Consider the following 16476-nt stretch of genomic DNA (forward strand, 5'->3'; position numbering starts at 1 on the left):
TCCGTCGTCGGCAGCGTCAGGTGTGTATAAGAGACAGGCTGCCAACGCCCTTCAGGTATTCCTGGGGGGCGTTGGCAGCTGCTCGGTGTGTTGCGGGCACAGGGCGGGCGGACGCGTCGGGCGGGCGGACGCGTCGGTGGGTGACGAGGAGCTCAGCGGAGGTTGTGCAGCTCGCGGCGGGTGAGGAAGGCGCGGGTGCCGAGGGCCATGACGAAGGCGAACCCGCCGGCGATGACCGCCACCCAGTAGCCGTGCTGGGAGCCGACGCGGTCGACGACGGCGCCGGACACCGCCGACCCGGCGGCGATGCCGATGATGAGGCCCGTGAGGACGATCGTCATGCCCTCGTTGAGCTGGGCCTTGGGGACGATCCGCTCGATGAGGTTCATCGTCGTGATGAGCGTCGGCGCGGTGGCCATGCCGGCGACGACCATGAGGCCGGCGAGCAGCCAGAGGTTCGGCGCGAAGAGCAAGGGGGCCTCGAGCACGCCCATGCCGAGGGCGCCGGCCACGAGCAGCTTGACGAGGTTGCGCCCGTGCGAGACGTGCCCGAAGACGAGCCCGGCCAGCCCCGACCCGACGGCGTAGAGGGCGAGGATGGCGCCCGCCGTGCCCTGGGCGCCGTGGTCCTCCGCGACGGCGAGGGTGACGACCTCGTTGACGCCGAAGATCGCCCCGGTCATGACCATGATGAACGCGAGGGGGATGAGCCCCGGGTTGTGGTGCGCGTGCCCCTCGGGACGCTCGTGGTGCGGCACGACGGGTGGCTCGGTCGATCGCGCCGAGATGAAGACGGCGACCCCGATGCCGTACGCCACCGTGGCGACGACGAACCCGGCCTCCGGGAACCAGGCCGTGGCCAGCCAGATCGCCACGACCGGCCCGATGACGAACGTCAGCTCCTCCATGACCTGCTCGAACGACATCGCCGAGTGCAGCGACCGCGGGTCGTGGGCGAAGATGTGCGTCCACCGCGCCCGCGCCATGGTCCCCATGTTGGGGATCGCGCCGCAGAGCGGGAACGTGACGAAGAGCAGCCAGGACGGCCAGCCCTTGTACGACGTGACGACGGTCATGACCGCCCAGAAGCCGGACCACAGGAAGAACGGGATGGCGATGCGCCGCTGCCCGTACCGGTCGACGAGGCGACCGAGGAAGGGCGCGAAGAGCGCGAGGGCCACCATGCCGACCGCGACGACGGCGCCGGCCAGCTCGTACGAGCGGGACCGGGCGGCGACCATGGCGACGACGGCCACACCGAACATCGAGCCCGCGGTGCGGGCCACCATCCCCCCGGCGATGAAGGTGCGAGCGCCCGGCACCTCGAAGAGAGGTCGGTAGGACGCGAGCACGGACAGCTCCTCCTCGGTCGGCGACGGCACCCTCGCCATAGTGCCACCAAGCGGACCGTGGGCCGAAACGACGCCGTCCGCCGGCCGGCCGGCCGGGTCAGCGGCCGTGGCGTCGGCGCAGCGACCACATCTGCGGCGAGCGCTCGAGCTCGACGGCGACGTCCCACGGCAGCCCGCCCGGGGCGGTCTCGCGGCGGAAGCTCGCGACCATCCGGCGCGCCAGCGCGGGGTCGCGGGCGACGCGTCGGGCCAGGGCGAGCGCCTGCTCCTCGACGTCGGCGTCGTCGTGCGACGCCCAGGCGAGGCCGAGCGCGACGGCGCGGTCGCCGTCGACCTCGTCACCGAAGAGGCCGAGGGCCGCCGCGGCCTCACGGCCGGCGACGCGGTTGAGCAGCGTGAAGTGCCCCCCGCCCGGGTGGATACCGATCTGCGCGAACCCGGGCAGGAGCCGCGCGCTGCGCGACACGATGCGAAGGTCGGTGGCGAGCGCGAGGTTGAGCCCGGCCCCCACCGCGGCGCCACGGACGGCGGCGACGGTGGGGACGCCGATGGCGCCGACGGTCGTGAACGCCGCGTAGACGGTCTCGAGGTTGCGGTACGCCTCGTCCTCGACGGGGTCGGCTCCGGTGTCGGCGAGGACGCTGCGCACCGCTCCGGCGCAGAAGTGCTCGCCGCCGGTCACGACGACGGCGCCCACCGCGGGGTCGGCATCGGCCGCCCGGGCCGCGTCGGCGAGCTCGACCGACATCTCGACCGAGAGGGCGTTGCGCCGCCCGGGCGCGTCGAGGGTGATGAGAGCGACGCCGTCGGCAACGTCGTACCGGACCTCGTTCATCTGCTGATCTCCTTCGGTACCAAGACAGTTCACGTGGTCCGGTAGTCGCGGCTCTTGGCCCGGCCGGTCGTCACGAGGGTCCACAGCCGCTCGTGACCGGCCGAGGTGGCGAGCACCGTGAGGGTCTCGTCCCACTCGTGCACCGAGCCGTACTCGCTGCGTCGGGCGAGGATCGGCTTCGTCAGCGTGTGCAGCTCGTGCTCGAGCGTCGTGCCGATGGCGCCGAGGACCTGGTGGGCGTTGCGGACGACGACCGACGCGCCGTGGCCGACGCACGACTTGGCGACGCCGACGGCGAACAGCATGCCGCGGTCCTGCCAGTCGGAGGCCGCCGCCCGGGCGACGGCCGCGTCGGTGGCGGCCCGGGCGAGGGCGGTCTCGGCGGCGATGTCGGCAACCAGGTGCTGGACGGCCTGGAAGCGCCCGATCGGCCGGCCGAACTGGACGCGGTCGCGCACGTGGGCGAGGACGACCTCGAGGACCCGCTCCATCGCCCCGACGACCTGGGCCGAGCGCGCCAGTGCCCCGCGGTGGTGGAACTGCTCGCCGATCTCGTGGGCCACGACGATGCCGTCCTCGAGGTCGAGCAGGTCGAACTCGACGGTGTCGCTGGGCTCGCCTGCGAGGTTGCGCCCCTCCTCCAGGCCGACGCGGTCGAGGGGCACGTCGGCCACGCGCCACTCGTCGCGGTCCTCCCACAGCGCCACGATGCGCGACGCGTCGCGGGCCCACGTCACGTTGAGGGCGACGCCGGAGGGGTCCGGACGGCACACCGTGCGGAGGCCGCCGTCGTTGCCGAGGCCCGCGGCCTCGAGCAGCCACCCGCCGAGGACGTCGTGCTCGGCGATCGGGACCGGGGCGCCCGCGGCCGCGGAGAGTCCGAGGAGGGCGGCGGCCTCGAGCCAGCCGGCGCCGCTGCCGCCCGAGGCCTCGCTGCCCGTCAGACGCGTCAGACCGAGGTCCTCGAGGCGCGCCCAGAGGTCGCGGTCGAGGTCCACGGTGGCGCCGGGGGCCGGACGCGTCGCGCGGTAGTCGTCGAAGAGCTCGGTGAGCATCGCGACGAGGTCGGGGTCGGCGGTGGCCGGTGCGGCCAGGTGCCCGAACCCCGCAGGGAGGTCGCGGCCCGCGCGGGAGTCGGCCATCAGCGCAACCCCAGCCCGCGCGCGACGACGCCGCGCAGGATCTCGTTCGTGCCGCCGCGCAGCGTGAAGCCGGGCCGCTGGAGGATCGCCGCGTGCAGGAGCCTGTAGAGCTCCTCGTCCTCGACCCAGCCGGTGGCGGTGAGCAGGTCGACGAAGTCGGCGATGTCGCCCTCGGTCGTCGTGCCGAGCAGCTTGACGAGGGCGGCCGGGACGTCGGCCGGCTCGTGGGCCTCGAGAGCCGTCGACACGGAGAAGGACAGGTGGTGCAGCCCGGCGACGCGCGCGACGTGCCGGCCCAGGCCCGCGTCGGCCGGGAGGCGTCCGTCGTCCATGGCCTGGGCGGCAGCCGCGAGCAGCTGGAAGGTGGACAGGACCCGCTCGGGCCCGCTGCGCTCGTAGGCCAGCTCGGAGGTGACCTGCCGCCAGCCGTCGCCCACGGCGCCGAGGACCCGGTCGTCGGGCACGAGGACGCCGTCGAGGTGGACCTCGTTGAAGTGGTGGTCCCCGCCCATCGACAGGATCGGCCGGATGTGGACGTCCGGGTCGTGCAGGTCGACGATGAGCTGGCTCAGACCGGCGTGCCGGTGCTCGGGGTCGGGCGGCGACGTGCGGCACAGCGCGAAGAACGCGTCGGCCTCGTGGGCGCCCGAGGTCCACACCTTCGTGCCGGTGACGCGCCAGCCGCCCTCGACCCGCTCGGCCCGGGTGCGCACGCTCGCGAGGTCGGACCCGGAGTCGGGCTCGCTCATGCCGATGCCGAAGACGACCTCGCCCCTGCTGATCCGCGGGAGGAACGCGCGCTTCTGCTCCTCGGTGCCGTAGCGCAGCAGCGAGGGCCCGATCTGCCGCTCGGCGATCCAGTGCGCCGCGACGGGCGCACCGACGACGAGCAGCTCCTCGGTGACGACGAACCGTTCGAGGTACGTGCGGCCCTGCCCGCCGTACTCGGTGGGGATGACCATGCCCAGCCAGCCGCGGCGTCCGAGCTCGCGGGTGAACGCGCGGTCCCAGCGCGTCAGCCACGTGTCGACGTGCGGCACGAACGCCCCCGCCCGAAGCTGCTCGGCGAGGAAGGCGCGCACCTCCAGACGCAGCTCGGTGAGGGCGGGCAGCTCGCGCACGCCGGGTGGCACGAGTCGGGTCGCCATGCTCACCTCCGTCGGTCCGGCCGGGTCAGGGGTCACTCTCCCACACGGTGGTGCGCCTCCCGGGACGGGTGGTGCGCGCCACGGAGCACGCCCGCGCCGGCTCGGGCGAGCGCCCCCGCGCGGGGTCAGGCGCCCCCGGCGAGGACGAGGTAGCCGCAGAGGCCGACGATGACGGCGGTGATGAGGCCGGCGACGACGGTCGTGACGCGGTGGTTGACGAGGACGCCCATGAGGCGTCGGTCGCTCGTGAAGAGCAGGAGCGGCACGAGGGTGCCCGGCAGCGCGAACGAGAGGGCCACCTGGCTCCAGACCAGCGCGTCGGTGGGGTCGACGCCGAGGCCGAGGATGAGCAGGGCGGGCACGACGGCGAGGAGACGCCGCAGCAGCGGCGCGATGGGGCGGCGTCCGAACCCCTGCATGACGACGTCGCCGGTCTGCACGCCGACGAGCGTCGAGGCCAGGCCGGAGGCGAGCAGGGCCACCGCGAGCATCGTCGCGGCGATGTCGCCGACGCTCGACCCGAGGGCCGCGTACGCCGACTCGATGCTGGCCCCCGCCGACGTCGGCAGCGCAGCGGCGAAGACGACGAGGCTGACGTTGGCGAACCCCGCCACCGTCATGGCGATGACGACGCTGCGGACGGTCCGACGCCCGGCCCGGAGGCGCTCGGCCGGCGACACGACCGGCGTGCCGTCGTCGTGCCCCCGCGAGGCCGCGGAGTGGAAGTGGAGGGCGTGCGGCATGACCGTCGCCCCGACGATGCCGACGGCCAGCAGGGCCGCGGATCCCTCGAGCGATCCGGGCACCAGCGCCCGGAGCAGGCCGGCGCTGTCGACGTCGGCGACCGTCACCTGCCACACGAGCGAGCCGACGATGACGATGAGCAGGACGAGCACCACCGAGTCGAACTGGCTGCGGCCCCGGACCTTCAGGGCGAGCACGACGAGGCTGAAGAGCGTGACGGACGCGGCGCCCGCCATGAGCGGCATCCCGAAGAGCAGCCGCAGCGCGATGGCCCCACCGACGATCTCGGCGAGGTCGGTCATGACGACGACGAGCTCGGCCTGGACCCAGAGCAGGACCCGACCAACCCCCGGGAACCGCGCGGCACTGTGCTCGGCGAGGCTCCGGCCGGTGACCATGCCGAGCTTCGCGGCGAGGTACTGGATGACCATCGCGGAGCAGCTGGCGAAGACGACGACCCACACGAGGCCGTAGTCGTGCTCGGCGCCCGACGTGATGTTGACGCCGAAGTTGCCGGGGTCGACGTAGGCGATCGCGGCGAGGAGCGCCGGCACCAGGGTCCGGGGCGCGCGCAGGGTGCCGCCGAGCCCCCGCTCCGGGGACCGGTCCTCGGTCCGGCGCCGTTCCTGCGCCACCTGCTCGTCCATGGTGCACAGCATCGAGCCTCACGGGGCGCGGCGCCAACTCCGTCCACGACACCGGGACCGCGCCACCGGTGGGCGCCTCGGACCGCGCGGGCCCCGACCCGCTCAGCGGGTCTCAGCGGGTCTCCGCGGGTCTCAGCGGGTCTCAGCGGGTCTCAGGGTCTCAGCGGGCCGAGGCGAGCCCGAGGAGGGCCGCGATGCCGAGGGCGCTGCGCGGGTCGTACGCCGACGTCCAGAGCCCGCCGTGGGCGGCCGCGTACGCCTCGTCCTGCCACGGGTGCCCGCGGCTCGGCGCGCCGGTGCGCAGGTCGTGGACGAGGAGTGCGGCCATGAGGGTGTTGGCCGTGCCGGGCTCGAAGACCTCGATGCCGAACCGGTGGGCCCCTGCGTAGGCCGCTGCCAGTGCCCGGTTCTTGACGACCGAGCGGGTGCGGGTCGGCGGCGCGACCTTGAAGGAGACGAGGCCGCCGTCGGCCCGGTGGGTCGCGGCGCGCCAGCGCTGGAGCCGCTTGGCCAACAGGTAGTTCGGGCCCTGCTGGAGCACGACGCTGTCGTTGATGCCCGGGTCCTGCCCCGGCACGTAGTTGCGACGCAGCAGCCTCCCTCCGCTCACCGTGCGCAGGGGCACGCGGAGCAGCTTCGAGGTGCGGCGCTGGGCGTAGCTGCGCACCGAGCGCTCGACCGCCTCCCCCGGCACCGCGAAGACGTCGGTGGGCGTGGCGAGGAAGGCGAGTACGACGTCGTCCGGGCGACGCTCCTCGACGAGCCGCCTCGTCAGGGCGTCGACGGCCGTCGAGACGCGGACGTTCGTCGCGCCGTCCGCGTAGACGTAGTTGCCGAGGACGAGCCGGTGCGGCGCCTCGAGGCCGGCGACCCACCGGGTGACCGCCGCGAGGTCGTGGACGAGGTCGCCACCGGCACGCGCTGCCAAGGGACCCTCGGTGCCACGCACGGGCACGGTCATCGAACCGGCCAGGCGCCGGGTGTCACCGATGAGCCGGTCCCACAGCTCGGGCCGTGGCAGGTCGACCGCTGCGACGTTCGCGCCCCACCGCAGCAGGGACCGCAGCGGCCCCATCTCCGCCGCGGCGCCGAGGACGACGACGGTGTGGTCGCCGAGGTCGAGCCACTCCGGGTGCTCGACGACGCGGCCGACGGCCTCGGCGCAGGACGGCTCGACCGTCCCGGTCTCGACCCACGCGTCGAGGCGGCGCAACAGCCTGTCCCCGGAGAGCCGCTCACGGCCGTAGGGCAGGGACAGGACGCGCTCCGGCTCTCCCTCACCATGGAGCGTCTCGGAGCCGAGCGTCCCCGAGGCGGCGGGCTCGAAGCCGTCGGGCGGCTCGAAGGCCGCGGCCAGCGGCCGGTCGCCGCCGGCTCCCGCCCAGCGCATCCGCGTGTGCAGCGATGCCAGCCCGTCGCGGGCGATGCCGAGGGCGGCGGCGTCGGAGACGAGCCCCGCCTCGACGAGCCGGCGGAAGTGGGGCAGGTACCCCTGCCGCCAGCTCGTCTCGCGCTCGGCCGACGCGGCCCCGACCGGGTCGTGCGCGCGCAGCGCGTCGGCGACGACGGCCCGCCCGACGGCGGTCGTGCTGCGTCGTCCGGTTGCCGGGTCGGCCGGAAAGACCACGCCACGCTGGGCGTCGGAGTCACTCATGGAGCCATCCTGCCGGTGGGCGAGGCGGCTGTCCGCCGGCCGACCGGTCCCCGGCAGGGCGACAATGGGCGCGTGGACGAGTTTCCTGCCGCACCGGGACGCCTGCTCGACGAGGAGCGGCTGACCACCCTCCAGCGACTCGACGACCTGCGCAGCGAGTTCGCGCTCGTCGTCGACGCCGCCGAGGGGTCGAACGCCGACGACGAGCACGACCCCGAGGGGTCGACGATCGCCTACGAGCGGTCGCAGATCGGCGCCCTCGTGGAGCAGGCCGAGCGACACCTCGCCGAGATCGACGCCGCCGTGGCGAGGGTCGCCGCGGGCACGTACGGTCGCTGCGAGGTCTGCGGGCAGCCGATCCCGCAGGCCCGGCTCGAGGCGCGGCCGACCGCGACGAGGTGCGTCGAGCACGTCGGTGGCCACCCGGGCTAGCGCTCTCGGCGAAACCCCGCGCGGCAGCGGCCGCGTCTGCAAGGCTGGGCGCGGAGGTCGGATGAGCGAGCCGGGCACCTGGCGGCGGGATGCCGCGCGTCTCGTCGTGCACCCCGGACACGGGGTCTACGGCAGGGACGACGAGATCGAGGCCCTCGTGCGGGCCCTCGGTCCGGACGGTGCGCGTCGCGTCGTCGTCCACGGCCCCCTCGGCGTCGGCACGTCGACGGTCGTGGCCCTCGCAGTGGCCCGTCTCGGTGACGCCTACGACGCGTCGGTCACGGTCGCCGTGCGCGGTGGACCGGGTCTGCGGCGCGGCCTGGCGGGCCACCTCGGGGTCCTCGAACCCCACGACGTCGACCGGCTCGCCGCCGCCGTCGGACAGCGCCGCCTGCTCGTCGTCGTCGACCCGCCCGACGGCCCGGGCCCGCACGCACTCCTCGCCGAGCGCCAGCTCGTCCACGAGGCCGACCGGCTCGTCGACGCGTGTCCCGGGCTGGCCGTCGTCCTCGTCGGCCGGCGGCCCGCGGCATGGCCGGGCGCCGAGCAGGTCGCCGTCCGCGCGTTCGACGCGCCGCGCAGGAACGATGACCCGGACACCCTCCGGCGGCATCCCGCCGTCGCCCTCCTGCTCGACCGCGTCGCCCTCGTGGACGCCGGCCTCCTGCCGACCGACGACGTCGTTCGCGCCGCCGCCGAGGTGTGCCGCGGTGTCGGCGGCCTGCCGCTCGCGCTCGAGCTGGCGGCCGCACGCGCCGGTGCGCTCGGCATCGACGGCGTCGCCGGGCTGCTGCGCGGCGGGGCCTCCCGGGTGTCGCTGCTGACGGCGCGGCGCGCCGAGCCCCGCGGCGTGCGCACCGCTCTCGAGCTGGCGTACGCGACCCTGTCGCCCGATGCCCAGGAGCTGCTGCGCGACGCGTCGACGCTGCGGGGGCCGTTCGACCTCGACGCCGCGAGCGCCGTGTCCGACCTGCCGCTGCCGCGGCTCGTGGACGCCCTCGACACGCTCGTCGACCTCCGCCTCGCGGCCGACGTCCAGCCGGCGAGGCCCGCGGCGTCGGTGGAGCCAGCCGGTGGCCCGGCCCGTGACGCCTCGACGCCGCAGCGCGCCTGCTTCGCGCTCGACCCCGTCGCTGCCGAGCTCGCCGGCGAGCTGCTCGACCAGACCGACGGGGCCGGCGCCGTCCTCGACCGGCACGCCGCGCACCACGCCGCCCTGGCCAGGCGGGCGGCGGCCGCCGCGGCCGACGCCCGGGAGCCCGAGGCGATGGCCCTGCTCGAACCGGTGGCAGCCGACCTCAGCGCGGCCCTGACGTGGCTGCGCGCAGGCCCCGACCACGCCACCGCGTTGCGGCTCGCCGTCGACCTGGCCCCGCTGAGCCGGACCGTCGGTGAACGCGGGAACCTGCAGGCCGTCGTCGACGAGCTGCTCGCAGAGCTGGCCCTCAAGCCCGTCGACGAGGGTCTGCTCGCCGACGCGGAGATCTGGTCGGGGGTCCTCGCCCTCGACAGCGCCGACGCCGCGGAACGCGTCGACGAGGCCCTCCCCTGCCTGCTGAGCGGCATCGACCGGGCCCGCCACACCTCCGACCGGCTCCGCCTGCTGCAGGGGTTGGACGTCGTCGCGCGGACGCTGCCGCTGCACCGCAACGCGATCCTGGCCCACCGGAGCGTCCTCGAGGGGCTCGAGCTGGCGACGCACCTGGGCCACGCGCGCTGGCTCGCGCGCTTCGAGGCGTGGCGCGCGATCCTGTTGCACCGAGGCGGGGACACCGCGGGCGCGGTCGCGCTCGGGCTGTCGGCGCTGCGCCGCGGTCGTGCCGCCGGTGACGGCCCGTCGGTGGTGGCCGCCGGCGTCCTGCTGCACACGGTGCCGTCCCGCATCGTCGGGCTGGCCGGTCCCCCTGAGGCGTCCGGACGCCCGGGGCCCGACGTGCCGACGCTCGAGGAGCTGCTCGGGGTCGCCACGGTGACTGGTGACGGGGCATCGCTGTCGCTCATCCTCGGCCGGCTCGCGTCACGGGCCCTCGCGTCCGGCGACGCCGCGGCCGCGGCGCGGTGGACGCGCACCCGGCTCGAGCTCGCGTGGCGCCTCCCCGCCGGGACGGCCGTCGCGCACTGCTCCCTCGCAGCGGCGCGCATCGCCGCGGCCACCGGTGACCTCCTCGCGGCCGCGCGCTTCCACGGGTTCGCGCAGCCGATGCTGCCGATCCTCCTCTCCGGGCTGGCGCCGCTCGAGCGCACCGCGTACGAGCGGGCGACGGCCGAGCTGCGCACCCTGCTCGGGCCCGACGCTTTCGACCGGGCCGCGTTCGAGGGGTCGGTCCTCGACGCGTCGGCGGCGCACGCCGAGCTGCTCGCCTACGTCAGCGCCGTCGCCGGCGCCGACCGTGCTGACGCGGCGGACGGCGGCGGAGTGCCGTCGCCGGCGTCACCACCGGTATCGCAACCGGGATCGCAACCGGGATCGCAACCGGTCGGTGAGGTGCCCCTGGCGGCCCACGAGGTCCAGCTGCTCACCGCTCTGGGCTCCGAGCGGGCCCTGTCGGAGCTCGCCGAGGCGGCGGGCGTCGACATCCCGACCATGACCGACGCGGCATCGGCGCTCTATGCCCGGCTGGGGTTGCGGGGTCGCGCCGAGGCGGCGGCCGTCGCGCTCCGCAGTGGGCTCGCCTGACGCGTCGGGACCGGCGACCGGGCTCACCGGCACGACCCGCGTCGCCCGGGCCGGCACGTTCGGCGCCTCGGAGATGCCTGTCTCGCTCAGGCGAGCCCGGAGCCGATGTAGTCGAAGGCGGCGTCGATGTTGCGCTCGAGGCGTCCCCCGCCACCGGCCTGCTGGTGCTCGATGCAGGCGCGGACCGCGGCGATCGCGACGGCGACCGTGACCCGCGGCTCGAGCGAGGCACCGGGGGCGTGGCCGAGCCGGCGCTCGAGGGCGGCGGTCAACGCGTTCTCGATGCGGATGTTGTTGCCGACGAGGGCCGGAGCGAGTGCGGGCTCACCGAGGAGGATCCGGCGACGCTTGGCCCGCAGCTCGCGGTCGACCGAGGCGGGCGCGAGCATGCCGGCGAGGATGCGGCGCAGCGACTCCAGCGGCGTCTCACCGTCGCGCACCTCCTCAAGCTGCTCGGCGTAGGACTCGAGCTCCTCGGCGGTCGTGCCGATGACGGCCGCCTCCTTCGACGGGAAGTAGTTGAAGAAGGTGCGGGCGCTCACACCGGCGCGTGTCGCGATCTCCTCGGTGGTGACCGTCGCGAAGCCCTTCTCCTCGACGAGGTCCAGGGCCGCGAGGTTGATGGCGCGCCGGGTCTCGCGCTTCTTGCGCTCGCGCAGGCCGCAGGACTCGTCGGCAACGGACGTGCTCATGGGTCCCATGATGGCACCAAGTCTGCATCCACTGCAATTTTGCAGACACTGCACGTTTAGGTGTACGGTCGAGGACATGCCACAGACCTCGACGGCCGCCCCCACCCCGGGCGCCACGACGGAGGCGGGACCGGCCGCGCACGGGCTGGACCGCGCCACCCGCAACATCTTCACCGCGCTCATGCTCGGCATGCTCGTCGCGTCGATCAGCCAGACCATCGTCGGTCCGGCCATGCCGCGCATCGTCGCCGAGCTCGGCGGCATCGACCACTACTCGTGGCTGGCCACCGCGGCCATGCTCGTGAGCGCGATCACCGTCCCGATCGTCGGCAAGATGAGCGACCTCTACGGGCGGCGCGGGTTCTACCTCGGCGGCCTCGTCGTCTTCATGGCCGGCTCGGTCCTGTCCGGATTCGCCCAGAACTTCTGGTGGCTGATCGCCGCTCGCGCCGTCCAGGGCGCCGGCATGGGCACCCTGATGCCCCTCTCGCAGACGATCATCGGCGACATCATCCCGCCGCGTCAGCGCGGCAAGTACCAGGGCCTCATGGGCGGCGTCTTCGGCCTCGCCTCGATCCTCGGCCCGCTCGCCGGCGGCTTCGTCACCGACCACTGGGGGTGGCGCTGGCTCTTCTTCGTCACGCTGCCCGTCGGCGTCGTCGCCTTCTTCGGCATCAGCCGCTTCCTGCACCTCGAGCACACGCCCCGTGAGTCCGTCGTCGACAAGGCCGGCATCACGGTGCTGTCGCTGACCCTCGTCCTGCTGCTCGTGCCGACCTCGCTGGGCGGCACGACCCTGCCGTGGGGCTCCCCCGCGATCATCGGCCTGTATGTCGCGGGCGTCGCCGCGCTCGCCGCGTTCGTCGCCGTCGAGCGCCGGGCCGTCGAGCCGGTCCTGCCGCTGCGCCTGTTCCGCAGCCCGCTGTTCACGCTGTCCAACATCGCGGCGTTCATGGTCTCGGTCATGATGTTCGGCGCGATGATCTACCTGCCCGTCTACGCGCAGGGCGTGCTCGGCGTGTCGGCCACCAACTCAGGACTCATCCTCATGCCGATGTCGGTGGCCATGATCGGCCTGTCGATCCTCTCCGGGCTCGTCATCACCAGGACGGGCAGGTACAAGCTGCAGACCATCGCGGGCATCCTCATCATGGGCGTCGGCTTCTGGCTGCTCACCCAGCTGCACCACGGCTCGAGCCAGACCGAGCTCACCCTGTCGATGGTCGTCTTCGGCGTGGGCCTCGGCATGGCGCTGCAGGTGTTCACCCTCATCATCCAGAACTCCTCGCAGCGCAAGGACCTCGGCGTCGCCACCGCCTCCACGCAGTTCTTCCGCAACGTCGGCTCGACCGTCGGCACGGCCGTGTTCGGCACGATCATGACCAGCGGGCTCGCGGGCAACATCGCCTCCCACCTGCCCGCCTCGGTGGTACGGCAGATGCAGGCCTCGGGCCAGGAGGTGAGCGCCGGGTCGGTGCTCGATCCCTCGGCACTCGCGCAGCTTCCGCCGCAGATCGCCTCCGGCGTCCAGCAGGGCCTGGCCGACTCGCTGCACACGGTGTTCGTCTGGGGCCTCGTCCCCTTCGCTCTGGCCCTGGTGACCGCGCTCTTCATCAAGGAGCTGCCGCTGCGCGACACCGTGCACACGCCCGACGAGGCCGGCATCGAGCTGCTCGACACGCTGTCGCAGTCGGCGCCCGACGACGAGGTCACGGTCCCGCTGGGCCGCGGCGCCGGCAACACGCGGACGCACGAGCGCCTCCTCGGCCTGCGCCTCGGACTGCTCGCCGACTCGGCGCTGCGCGGCGACCGGCCCCTGCTCAGCCGGGCCGTCATCCGGCTCGGCGAGGGAGACCTCGACGCCGGCGCGGCGCTGCTGCACCGCACGGCGCGGATGCTGACCACCGAGGACCCGTCGGTCGCGGCAGACACGGAACGGTTCGCCGTCGAGGTGGCCGCACGCGCCAAGGCTCCGGGCGGCGTCCTCGACGACTGGCTCAAGCGCGAGCTCGCCACGGCGATCGCCGAGCGCGATGCCCACGAGGTCATGACGACCCTCGAGCCGACCGTCGCGGAGCGGTACGAGGCCGTCGACGTCCGGATGCTCGAGCGCGTCGGCGACGACCTCACCGCCGCCTACCTCGTCGACCGCAGGCAGGCCCGCCACGCCGAGCGCCAGGCGGCATCGGCCCGCTGACGCCGTCCACGAACACACCGAGCAGCTGCCAGGTCCCGCCGGGTACACCCCGTCGGGTTGGCAGCTGCTCGGTGTGTTGCGGGGGTTTGGTGCGGGAGGTCAGGCCCAGACGAGGGCGCGGCTGGGGTCCTCGAGGATCGCGGCGAGGTCGGACAGGAAGCGCGAACCGAGCTCGCCGTCGATGAGCCGGTGGTCGAAGCTCACCGCCAGCTGGGTCACGTGGCGCACCGCGATCTCGTCGGAGCCGTCGGCGGCGGTGACGACCCACGGCTGCTTGCGGATCGCGCCGAAGCACACGATCGCCGACTCGCCGGGGTTGATGATCGGGGTGCCGCTGTCGACGCCGAAGACCCCGACGTTGGTGATCGTGATGGTGCCACCCGACATCTCGGCCGGCTGGGTGCGTCCCTCGCGAGCGGTCGCCGTCAGCGCCCCGATGGCGCGGGCCAGCTCGAGCATCGTCAGTGCGTGGGCGTCCTTGATGTTCGGGACGATGAGCCCGCGCGGCGTGGCGGCGGCGATGCCGAGGTTGACGTAGTTCTTCTGGACGATCTCCTGGGCGGCCTCGTCCCACGTCGCGTTCATGCCCGGGTTGCGCCTGATCGCGAGGACGAGCGCCTTGGCGAGCACGAGCAGCGGCGTCACCTTGACCTCGCGGAACTCGCGCTCGCCCTTGAGGCGGTCGACGAGCTCCATCGTCCTCGTGACGTCGACGGTGACCCACTCGGTGACGTGCGGCGCCGTGAAGGCGGAGCCGACCATCGCCTGGGCGGTCATCTTGCGCACGCCCTTGATGGGGATGCGGGTCTCGCGCTCGCCCGCGCCGAACGGCAGCGCCGGGGCGGATGACGGGACGCCGGCTGCCGCCGGAACCGCCGGGGCTGCGCCGTCGACCGCGCCCGACGCGAAGGCGTTGACGTCGTCGCGGGTGATGACCCCCTCGGGACCCGAGCCGGCGACGGCCCAGAGGTCGACGCCGAGGTCCTTGGCGAGCTTGCGCACCGGCGGCTTGGCCTTCGGCCGGCCCTCCCGCGCGACCGGCGCCGACGGGGAAGCCGTCACCGCGGGCGCGGCGTCCGGTGTCGGGGCCGGCGACTCGACGCGGGGCGCCGGGGCGGTCGGCTCGGCGACCGGCTCCGCGGCCGCGACCTGCTCGGTCTCGGTCGGCGCCGAGGTCCGGGCGACCGGGGCCGGAGCGGCGTCACCGGCCCGCTTGCGCGGGCGACGGGCCGTGGCACCGGCCTTGGCGCCGTAGCCGACGAGGATCGCCTCGCCGCCGGCCGGCTCCGCGGTCTCGCCGGGGACGGCCGGTGCGACCGGCGTCTCCTCGGCGGTGCCGTCGTCGATCGTGATGATCGGGGTGCCGACGTCGACGGTCTGGCCGACCTCCACGAGGAGGTCCTTGACGGTGCCGGCCCACGGGATCGGCAGCTCGACGAGCGACTTGGCGGTCTCGACCTCGAGGACCATGTCGTTGACCTTGACGGTGTCGCCGGGCTCAACCCGCCACTCGACGATCTCGGCCTCGACGAGGCCCTCACCGGGGTCGGGCAGCTTGAACGTGCGGATTGCCATGGAGGACAGTCCCTTTCGGTCAGTACGCGAGCGCGCGGTCGACGCCGTCGAGGATGCGGTCGAGGTCCGGGAGGAACTCCTCCTCCATCCGGCTCGGCGGGTACGGGATGTTCGCGCCGCCGACGCGTACGACCGGGGCCTCGAGCTCGTAGAAGCACTTCTCGGTGACCTGCGCGGAGATCTCCGAGGCCATGCCGAGGAACGTGCTCGCCTCGTGGACGACGACCAGCCGGCCGGTCTTCTTCACCGACGACACGATGGTGTCGATGGGCAGCGGCGACAGCGAGCGCAGGTCGATGACCTCGATGCTCGTGCCCTCCGACTCGGCGGCAGCCGCCGACTCGAGCAGCGTCTTGACGACGGGACCGTAGCCCACGAGCGTCACGTCGGTGCCCTCGCGCAGCACGTTGGCCTCGAAGAGCCCGCGCGGCGCGGACGTCGCGGCGGTGTCGTACTCGGCACGGTCGTGGTAGCGACGCTTCGGCTCGAAGAACATGACCGGGTCGTCGCACGCGATGGCCTGCTGGATCATCCAGTGGGCGTCCTCGGGGTTGCTGCACGCGACGGTGCGCAGGCCCGCGGTGTGGGCGAAGTAGGCCTCGGGACTCTCCGAGTGGTGCTCGGGACTGCCGATGCCGCCACCGAACGGGATGCGGATGACCATCGGGATCTTGATCGAGCCGAGCGAGCGGGCCCGCATCTTGGCGACCTGGCAGACGATCTGGTCGAAGGCCGGGTAGACGAAGCCGTCGAACTGGATCTCGCAGACGGGGCGGTAGCCGCGCAGCGCCATCCCCAGGGCGGTGCCGACGATGCCGGACTCGGCGAGCGGGGAGTCGATGACCCGCTCCTCGCCGAAGTCCTTCTGCAGGCCCTCGGTGATGCGGAAGACGCCGCCGAGCTTGCCGATGTCCTCACCGATGAGCACGACCTTGGGGTCGGCCTCCATGGCCTTGCGCAGGCCGTTCGTGATGCTCTTTCCGAGGGTGACCTTCTCGAGCGCCATCTCAGCTCGCCTCCTCGAAGCTCGCCTTGTAGGCGAGGTAGGCGGCACGCTCGGCCTCCATGACGGGGTGGTCCTCGGCGTAGATGTGGTCCCACATCGTCGCGCCGGGCATCGTCTCCATGCTGATGCAGCCCTGGCGCAGCTCGGCGGCGAACTGGTCGGCCTCGGCGTCGACGCGGCCGAAGAACTCGTCGTCGGCCATGCCCTCGTGGGCCAGGTAGGTCTTGAGGCGCAGGATCGGGTCGCGGAACTTCCACTCCTCCACCTCGGCCGAGATCCGGTACTTGGTCGGGTCGTCGGCCGTGGTGTGGGCGCCCATGCGGTACGTGAAGGCCTCGATGAGCAGCGGGCCGTTGCCGTTGCGGGCCTCGTCGA

General features: G+C 73.8%; 13 protein-coding genes. 3 read left to right on the plus strand and 10 right to left on the minus strand.

Annotated elements, in window-relative coordinates; genetic code table 11:
• Positions 1 to 152: 152 nt before the first annotated feature.
• The 6 genes from ACR9ZK_RS15710 to ACR9ZK_RS15735 all read right to left on the minus strand — a co-directional run bounded on the left by ACR9ZK_RS15710 (position 153) and on the right by ACR9ZK_RS15735 (position 7522).
• Entirely contained in the window at positions 153 to 1382 is a 1230-nt protein-coding gene (locus ACR9ZK_RS15710; RefSeq protein WP_481342889.1) for an MFS transporter, read from the minus strand.
• 67 nt (positions 1383 to 1449) lie between these two features.
• Positions 1450 to 2187: an enoyl-CoA hydratase-related protein gene (locus tag ACR9ZK_RS15715; RefSeq protein WP_481342890.1), complete on the minus strand. Its 738-nt coding sequence runs from the start codon at positions 2185 to 2187 to the stop codon at positions 1450 to 1452.
• 29 nt (positions 2188 to 2216) lie between these two features.
• Positions 2217 to 3329 carry an acyl-CoA dehydrogenase family protein gene (locus ACR9ZK_RS15720; protein WP_481342891.1) on the minus strand — a complete coding sequence of 371 codons (1113 nt, stop codon included), beginning with the start codon at positions 3327 to 3329 and terminating at the stop codon, positions 2217 to 2219.
• On the minus strand, positions 3329 to 4477 hold the full coding sequence (locus tag ACR9ZK_RS15725; protein WP_481342892.1) for an acyl-CoA dehydrogenase family protein: 1149 nt from the start codon (positions 4475 to 4477) through the stop codon (positions 3329 to 3331). The genes ACR9ZK_RS15720 and ACR9ZK_RS15725 overlap by 1 nt, the downstream gene beginning before the upstream one ends.
• Before the next feature lie 125 nt (positions 4478 to 4602).
• Entirely contained in the window at positions 4603 to 5868 is a 1266-nt protein-coding gene (locus tag ACR9ZK_RS15730) for an Nramp family divalent metal transporter (protein WP_481342893.1), read from the minus strand.
• Positions 5869 to 6028: 160 nt separating this feature from the next.
• A complete protein-coding gene (locus ACR9ZK_RS15735; RefSeq protein ID WP_481342894.1) occupies positions 6029 to 7522 on the minus strand; it encodes a hypothetical protein in 1494 nt (497 codons plus the stop codon).
• A 72-nt stretch (positions 7523 to 7594) separates the two neighbouring features.
• Here ACR9ZK_RS15735 and ACR9ZK_RS15740 point away from each other — a divergent pair, with 72 nt between their 5' ends.
• Positions 7595 to 7954 carry a TraR/DksA family transcriptional regulator gene (locus tag ACR9ZK_RS15740; protein WP_481342895.1) on the plus strand — a complete coding sequence of 120 codons (360 nt, stop codon included), beginning with the start codon at positions 7595 to 7597 and terminating at the stop codon, positions 7952 to 7954.
• A gap of 61 nt (positions 7955 to 8015) precedes the next feature.
• Positions 8016 to 10631, plus strand: coding sequence for a hypothetical protein (locus ACR9ZK_RS15745; RefSeq protein ID WP_481342896.1), 2616 nt, complete (start codon positions 8016 to 8018; stop codon positions 10629 to 10631).
• Positions 10632 to 10717: 86 nt separating this feature from the next.
• On the opposite strand, the gene ACR9ZK_RS15750 is transcribed toward ACR9ZK_RS15745, so the two are convergent.
• Positions 10718 to 11323, minus strand: a complete 606-nt coding sequence (locus tag ACR9ZK_RS15750; RefSeq protein WP_481342897.1) for a TetR family transcriptional regulator — start codon at positions 11321 to 11323, stop codon at positions 10718 to 10720.
• 76 nt (positions 11324 to 11399) lie between these two features.
• Here ACR9ZK_RS15750 and ACR9ZK_RS15755 point away from each other — a divergent pair, with 76 nt between their 5' ends.
• A complete protein-coding gene (locus ACR9ZK_RS15755; RefSeq protein ID WP_481342898.1) occupies positions 11400 to 13520 on the plus strand; it encodes an MDR family MFS transporter in 2121 nt (706 codons plus the stop codon).
• Between the two features lie 99 nt (positions 13521 to 13619).
• Here the strand turns inward: ACR9ZK_RS15755 and ACR9ZK_RS15760 are convergent, their stop codons facing one another.
• The 3 genes from ACR9ZK_RS15760 to ACR9ZK_RS15770 form a co-directional block, all read right to left on the minus strand.
• Positions 13620 to 15095: a dihydrolipoamide acetyltransferase family protein gene (locus ACR9ZK_RS15760; RefSeq protein WP_481342899.1), complete on the minus strand. Its 1476-nt coding sequence runs from the start codon at positions 15093 to 15095 to the stop codon at positions 13620 to 13622.
• 19 nt (positions 15096 to 15114) lie between these two features.
• On the minus strand, positions 15115 to 16101 hold the full coding sequence (locus tag ACR9ZK_RS15765; RefSeq protein ID WP_481342900.1) for an alpha-ketoacid dehydrogenase subunit beta: 987 nt from the start codon (positions 16099 to 16101) through the stop codon (positions 15115 to 15117).
• Between the two features lies 1 nt (position 16102).
• Positions 16103 to 16476, minus strand: a 374-nt coding sequence (locus ACR9ZK_RS15770; protein WP_481342901.1) for a thiamine pyrophosphate-dependent enzyme, incomplete at its 5' end; no start/stop codon positions are given.

The sequence above is a fragment of the Monashia sp. HAY1-5C genome (genome assembly GCF_056755255.1).